Consider the following 1,147-nt stretch of genomic DNA (forward strand, 5'->3'; position numbering starts at 1 on the left):
GGGTCGGCCCACTGCACGACGGTGCCGTCGGCGTACGTCTGGGTCACTGTGAACGTGAGCCGGTCGGTGGCGGGCATCGGACCCATGCCGAGCGGCAGCCGGGCCGCTCCGGCGCCGGTGCCGGGCACCCGCAGCCAGATCACCGAGTGGGTCACCTGGTTCAGTTCGGCCGCGTGCATGCCGGGGACCGGCTGGTCCAGGGTGCGGGTGGTGATGGTCGGAGCCCAGTCCGGCACCGACAGCGGGTACACCTCGCCGATCGGGGCGTCCGGGGGCATGGTCAGTTCGATCTTCGTGGTGCGGGTGCCGGGGCGGTCCGCCGGCACCACCACAGACAGCTGGATCGCGTCGCCCTGGCGTACCTCGGCGGGTGAGGTCGTGACCGTGACCCCGGCCGCGCTCGCCGCGCCCGGCCAGCTCACCGCTCCGGCGAGCGCGGCGGCCAGCAGCGCCGCCGCCCACCGGCCCTGACGAATCATCCTCATCGTGGCCCCCCATCCGTCTCGACCGGGCCGGTCCGGCTCCGGCCCCACCTGGTAGTTCGGGCGGCGGGGCGAAAAGGTTCAACGCGGGCCGAACTCGTTGCCGGCGGGCAGCGGCGTCGGCGACGGCACGCCTCGGGGCGACCGATAGCATCGCAGGGGCCGGTCACCGGCCGATCCGTACCGTCGACGACTAGGAGTCACCGTGTCCGCACCCCGTACCCCCGTCGTGGCCGACCCCGTCGTCGTCGCCGCCGGGACCACGGCGGCCGACGCGGTGGCCGCGGCCGGCCTGCCGATGAGCGGGCCGAAGGCGATCGTGGTGGTCCGCGATCCGCAGGGCCAGCTGCGCGACCTGGACTGGCGTCCGGCCGAGGAGGTCGCGGTCGAGCCGGTCGCGCTGGACAGCCCGGACGGGCTGAACGTGCTGCGCCACTCCACCGCGCACGTGCTGGCCCAGGCGGTGCAGGACGTCTTCCCGGAGGCGAAGCTCGGCATCGGCCCGCCGATCGAGAACGGCTTCTACTACGACTTCGGCGTCGACAAGCCGTTCCAGCCGGACGACCTGGCCAAGCTCGAGAAGCGCATGCAGGAGATCGTCAAGTCCGGCCAGCGGTTCCGCCGCCGCCGGTTCGCCGACCTGGACGAGGCGCGGTCCGAGCTGG

Annotated in this window: 1 protein-coding gene and 1 pseudogene; one reads left to right on the plus strand and one right to left on the minus strand. The window is 73.8% G+C overall.

The window, feature by feature from the left end; all coding sequences use genetic code 11:
- Positions 1 to 485, minus strand: a 485-nt coding sequence (locus tag KBX39_RS31685) for a DUF1775 domain-containing protein (RefSeq protein ID WP_210874100.1), incomplete at its 3' end; no start/stop codon positions are given.
- A gap of 202 nt (positions 486 to 687) precedes the next feature.
- On the opposite strand from KBX39_RS31685, the pseudogene thrS reads away from it, so the two are divergent.
- A pseudogene (gene thrS, locus KBX39_RS31690) lies at positions 688 to 1,147 on the plus strand (threonine--tRNA ligase); the annotation flags it as partial.

It is taken from the genome of Micromonospora sp. D75 (genome assembly GCF_018070405.1).
Lineage (GTDB): Bacteria > Actinomycetota > Actinomycetes > Mycobacteriales > Micromonosporaceae > Micromonospora > Micromonospora chalcea.